Annotated in this window: 4 protein-coding genes; all 4 read left to right on the top strand. The window is 37.5% G+C overall.

Annotated elements, in window-relative coordinates:
- On the top strand, positions 1–979 hold a 979-nt coding region (locus FPG59_RS16680), incomplete at its 5' end, for a hypothetical protein (RefSeq protein WP_176330752.1).
- A 202-nt stretch (positions 980–1,181) separates the two neighbouring features.
- A complete protein-coding gene (locus tag FPG59_RS13290) occupies positions 1,182–1,595 on the top strand; it encodes an Rrf2 family transcriptional regulator (protein WP_086455073.1) in 414 nt (137 codons plus the stop codon).
- 222 nt (positions 1,596–1,817) lie between these two features.
- A complete protein-coding gene (locus FPG59_RS13285; protein ID WP_086455072.1) occupies positions 1,818–4,415 on the top strand; it encodes a TonB-dependent receptor in 2,598 nt (865 codons plus the stop codon).
- A gap of 149 nt (positions 4,416–4,564) precedes the next feature.
- Positions 4,565–5,305, top strand: coding sequence for a DUF2490 domain-containing protein (locus FPG59_RS13280; RefSeq protein ID WP_086455071.1), 741 nt, complete (start codon positions 4,565–4,567; stop codon positions 5,303–5,305).
- Positions 5,306–5,602: the final 297 nt, after the last annotated feature.

The raw sequence follows: 5,602 nt of genomic DNA, 5'->3' as shown, positions 1-5,602 counted from the left end.
TGGTATTGCAATCCTAATGTTGTGCATTGGATTTCAAGGTTACTCCCAATTTAGCGGTTGGAAAGAAAAAGTATTGCAAGCAGGCGCTGCATTAGGAGCCAAAAAAATGGGACTTGATCAAGTACTAAAAAAACCAGAATCTATTACAACTTCATTTGAAAATGTAGATCAAACAGGATCAAAATTACCTGATTTACTGGTGGTCAAAAATGTACAGCCTTTATATTTGTTACCAAAAGCTGCTGAAGGCGGTTTTGTATTGTGCGATGGCTTTTATGAAATGAGTGCCAAAAGTTATTGTTTAAAAGCAGGTACCTTTGCCCCTTCTCAAGGCGATGGGTACATGTACGCACCCACTCTAGGACCTAAGCAAGAAATTGTAACTACAATTTTAAAAAATGCCGAAAAACATCCTGAAATAAAGCAGCAGAACATTCAAGAATTATTGTGGGCCATTATAGCTAGATCCCGTTTTGCCGATTTCAGTGGACAACTAAAACTAACAGCTATCGCTCTTTTGAGTACAGCTGAATTAACGCACCTTGAAGGTGGTATGTTAGGGGTATTGCCTGCTAGCCTTATGAATCAAGCAAAATCAAAACTTCCTCAAGCAGTTCAAAATGTTTTTGAAGCCGAAAATAATATTCGACAAATGGTTGCTAATGGAAATTACACCTACGCCGAAATGGAAAAATACGCCATTATTGCGGGTATGGCACCTGTACGTACAGATATTCCAAGTGGGATTTGGACTTTACATCCTGATGGATACTACATTCGGTATTACCCGTCTGGTTACGCTATAACCAAAGTACAAATTTATGTTCCAAAAACGCTATTGGCTACTGGAAAACGAATAGTTTATGATGCGACTAATGACATTGCTTGTCCAGCAAATGTGGGTTCACAACGACTAGCACAAACAAACGAACCGTTAAATCCAAATTACGCTATTAAGTTGAAAAGCAGCTGCAAATAAATTTGTAAAATACCCTTAACTCAAAAAAGGATAAAGCTGCTACAGGCTTCTTTATCCTTTTTTAATTTAACGGTAAGCAATCTCATTAATAACAACAATCCTGATGATCTGAAAACTTCATCGTTTAAGTTGATTCGTTTAAAAAAACAAGTATCTTTAACCTCGCTTTTAAACAGTAAAAAAAGCGTAATACGAATACCGAATGCTTTCACAAAAAACTAAATATGCCCTTAAAGCACTGCTCTATCTAGCCGAGCAGGACGCAAGCCATATTTCTAAAACAATTGAAATTGCCGAGTCGGCTTCTATTCCAAAAAAATTTTTGGAGCAGATTTTATTGGATCTAAAAAGGGGGCATTTTGTGGGTAGCAAGCAAGGTAAATTTGGAGGTTATTATCTTTTAAAATCAGGAAATGACATCACTCTAGCTGACATACACCGCTTGTTTGATGGAGCTATTGCGTTATTACCTTGTGCTTCTTTAAATTTTTATGAACCTTGTTCAGATTGTAAAACAGAGTCTGAATGCAGCCTACGTCATGGTTTAATGCTTATTCGAGATGAGACCTTAAAGGCCATGCAAGGCATTACCATAGCCTCATTAGTCAAAAAATAAAAAATTTATTTTAAACTCTACTAATTTTATAGAATTTATATATATTTGCATCGAAATATTAATAGTAACTCTATTTAAAGCAAGATGAAAAAGATGCAAGTACAAAAATCCCCAGAAGTTTTCAAAAAATTAAACCCCAGATCAATCGCCTGTATGATGTGTATGTGTTAGAAATAAAAAAAATTATTTTAAAACTCTACTAATTACATATACATACTATAAATGAAAAATATTTATCTAAAATTAAGCACAACTTTATTATTTTTTCTAGTTTTCTCCACTTCTTTTGCTCAAGTACTTCTTGAAGGAAAAGTAAAAGACGAACAAGATGCCCCAATTGCAGCTGTCAATATCGTTCTAAAAGGCACCACAAACACCACCACAACGCTAGCTGATGGAACTTTCAGTATCGAAGCAAAGTCACTTCCCTTCACACTTATCGTGCAATATGCAGGCTATAATACCAAAGAAATTAAAATTACCGAATTGCCTACCAACATAAAACCGCTAGAGATCATCATTTCATACGGAGAAGAAAAAGTACTCTCTGAAGTGGTTGTTACCTCTCGCAGAAGAATAGAAAAAGCGCAAGATATCCCAATTGCTGTATCTGTAGTAACTGGAAAACAAGCGGAACAAGCAGGCGCTTTCAACGTAAATCGAGTGAAAGAATTGATTCCTTCGGTACAATTGTACTCCTCAAATCCTAGAAATACGGGCATCAACATTAGAGGACTTGGTTCGCCTTACGGACTCACTAATGACGGGATTGACCCTGGTGTTGGTTTTTATGTTGACGGAGTATATTATTCGCGCCCAGCAGCCACTACTTTAGACTTTGTAGATATTGACCGGATTGAAGTATTACGTGGACCACAAGGATCACTTTTTGGTAAAAACACAACCTCAGGAGCGTTTAACATTACCACCAGAAAACCAAGTTTTACATCTGGCGCTGATTTTGAAGTAAGCTACGGAAATTACGGTTTCCTTCAAGCTAAAACATCAATAACAGGTGCGTTAAGTAAAAAACTGGCTGGTCGAATCTCATTTTCGGGAACACAAAGAGACGGTTTAATTGACAACGTAGCCACTGGAAGACCTACAAACACTTTAAACAATCAAGGAATTAGAGGCCAATTATTGTACAATGTTACTGAAAATACGAACATTTTATTCGCAGCTGACATCACTACACAGCGTCCTGATGGATATGCGCAAGTTATTGCTGGTGTAGCGCCAACACAAAGAGCCGCTTACCGCCAATTTGACGCCATCATTGCTGATTTAAATTACCAACTCCCAAGCAGAAATGCTTTTGATCGTAAAATTGACCACGATACACCATGGCGTTCGGGACAAGATTTAGGTGGCGCCTCGCTTAACGTAGATACTAAAATTGGTAAAGGAACTTTAACCTCAACTACAGCATGGCGTTTTTGGAACTGGGATCCTTCAAACGATAGAGATTTTACAGGACTTCAAGTTTTGGCTAAATCACAAAATCTAGCCAGACATACGCAGTTGACACAAGAAATTCGCTATGCAGGACAAGTATCTTCTAAATTAAGCGGAGTGGTTGGTGCCTTTTTTATCGATCAAACGGTTAAGATTAGAGGAACAGAAGAATCTGGAAATGCACAATGGCGTTTTTCTCAATCGCCGGTAAACTACAACAATAATGGGGTTTCAACTCCTGTACCGCTTGCTAGATGGGCTGAACCAGGATTGCTAGAAGGCTACGGAATACGCACTATTGCTGATATTCATGCTGTAAGTGCGGCGTTATTTGGTCAATTAGATTGGCAAGTTACCGATAGATTACATATTCTACCAGGCTTACGCTACAATTATGACAAAAAAGAATCGAACTACGACCGTCAAACGTATGGTGGTTTACAAACCAACGATCCGCAATTATTGGCAATAAAAAGAGCGGTGTACACCAACCAAACCTTCTCTGCAAACAAAGACAAGTTTGACTTTTCAGGAAATATAACGGTGAATTACAAAGCGACTGATAAAATTAATGGCTACGCTACTTATGCTAAAAGTTACAAACCAGTGGGTGTAAACGTAGCTGGTTTGCCGACTCCTGCCGCAGGACAAACATTGGCTGATCTTGCTGTCATTAGACCCGAAGACGTAAATCATTATGAAATTGGAATAAAAACCTCTCCGTTCAAAAGAGCTATTTTAAACTTGACTTTGTACAATACGGACATTAAAGATTTCCAAACCAATGTACAAGCAGCTGAATTAGGAGTAAATCGTGGTTACCTAGCCAATGCAGACAAAGTACGTGTACGAGGTGCTGAAGTTGATGCTAGTTTTGTAATCAATGAACATTTTACTTTCAACGGGGCATTGAGTTATACGGATGGAAAATATATTAAATTCACCAACGCTCCACTGCCTCTTGAAGAAACGGGAGCTCCTGTATCTTTCAAAGATGTGTCTGGAAGTACTTTGCCAGGTGTTTCAAAATGGGCCGGAAGTTTAGGCGGAGAATATACCAAATCAGCTAAGTTTTTTAGTAACCTAGGTAAATTCTTTGTAGCAATTGACTCGTATGCACGCTCTGAATTTTCATCAAGTCCATCAGCTTCAAAATTCTTGGTGGTTCAAGGATATGCCATCTTTAACGGTCGTTTCGGATTTAGAGCAACCGAAGGATTATCTGTAAACTTTTGGGGTCGAAACTTATTGAACAAAGATTACTTTGAGCAATTATTACCAGCTGGAGGAAATGCTGGACATTATGCTGGTGTTTTAGGTGACCAAAGAACCTACGGAATTACCTTGAAATATTCGTTGTAAACAGCAACTTTATCCTTTTATAATACAGCACCGCTACCAAATAGGTTGACGGTGCTGTTTTTTTTTATACGAAAAGAATTGAATCAACAGATACGTAACTGCTTTAAAATGGTTGACTTTGTGTACATTTGCAACCATTTTTAAAACTAATGACTCAAAAATTTCTTTTCTTTTGTACACTACTCTCTTTGGGGTTACAAGCACAAACCGTAAAAAAAGTTGACCATCAAAGTATTGTATGGACGCGCTATTACAACCAATTGCTGTTGAGTGAAAAATGGTCTTTACATTCTGAAATTGACAATCGAGTTTTCACAAAACCCATTCAGCAAAATGTTTATGTGTTGCGTGTGCAAGGACGTTACAGAATAAACAGCCATCTGGAAACAGGTGCTGGATTTGCTCATTTTTCGGTTACTACACAAATACCTGAAATTAATCCCGACTTTAGGATTCCTGAATACCGCGGGCAACAAGACTTGACTTGGAGAATCAGCGGCAAAAAAATAGTACTCAATCAGCGTTTTCAAGTAGAGGAACGTTTTATTCACAACGCTAATTCTTCAGGATTACTGCTAGGAAGTACTTTTTCATGGCGTTTTAGATACCGTCTGCAAGGAGATTATACGTTTTGGAAAAAAGAAAACCAAGCTGTAAAAGCCATTCTCTCTGATGAAATCATGTTTAATGCTGGAAAATCAACCCGTAAAAACACCTTTGACCAAAACAGAATTTACGCAGCTTTACATTTTCAAGCCAGCAACCATTTTTCGTATGAGTTAGGCTACCTCAACAGTTATCAAAGACGACCTAGCGGCGTTGATTTTTTTGATCGTGATATTATTCGATTGAGTGTTTTTCATCGTTTGAATTGGAAAAATAAATCCTAAAAAAAGTCCCGAATTTCTTCGGGACTATCGTTCTCGTGCTTCTAGAAGTGGTTGATTAAGGAAGCCGAAACTTGCTGTTTTGCACTGACTTCAAAGACACAAAACCAACTTTAAATTAAGCCCAAAACCCGCCATTTCTGCAAACTGCTGTTGAACTAAACCTACGGTAGCTTGTGAGCCTTAAAATAAATTCCTTTCAAAAACAACCATTAAAAACAAATTCAAAAACTATTTTTTRTATTTTTGCAATAGAATAAGGACGTTTCTATTTRCATTACTTAATTGATTATCAATATA

This window comes from Flavobacterium sp. FPG59 (genome assembly GCF_002150205.1).
GTDB lineage: Bacteria > Bacteroidota > Bacteroidia > Flavobacteriales > Flavobacteriaceae > Flavobacterium.
The sequence above is the reverse complement of the archived record's forward strand: the minus strand, read 5'-3'. Positions and strand labels throughout refer to the sequence as shown.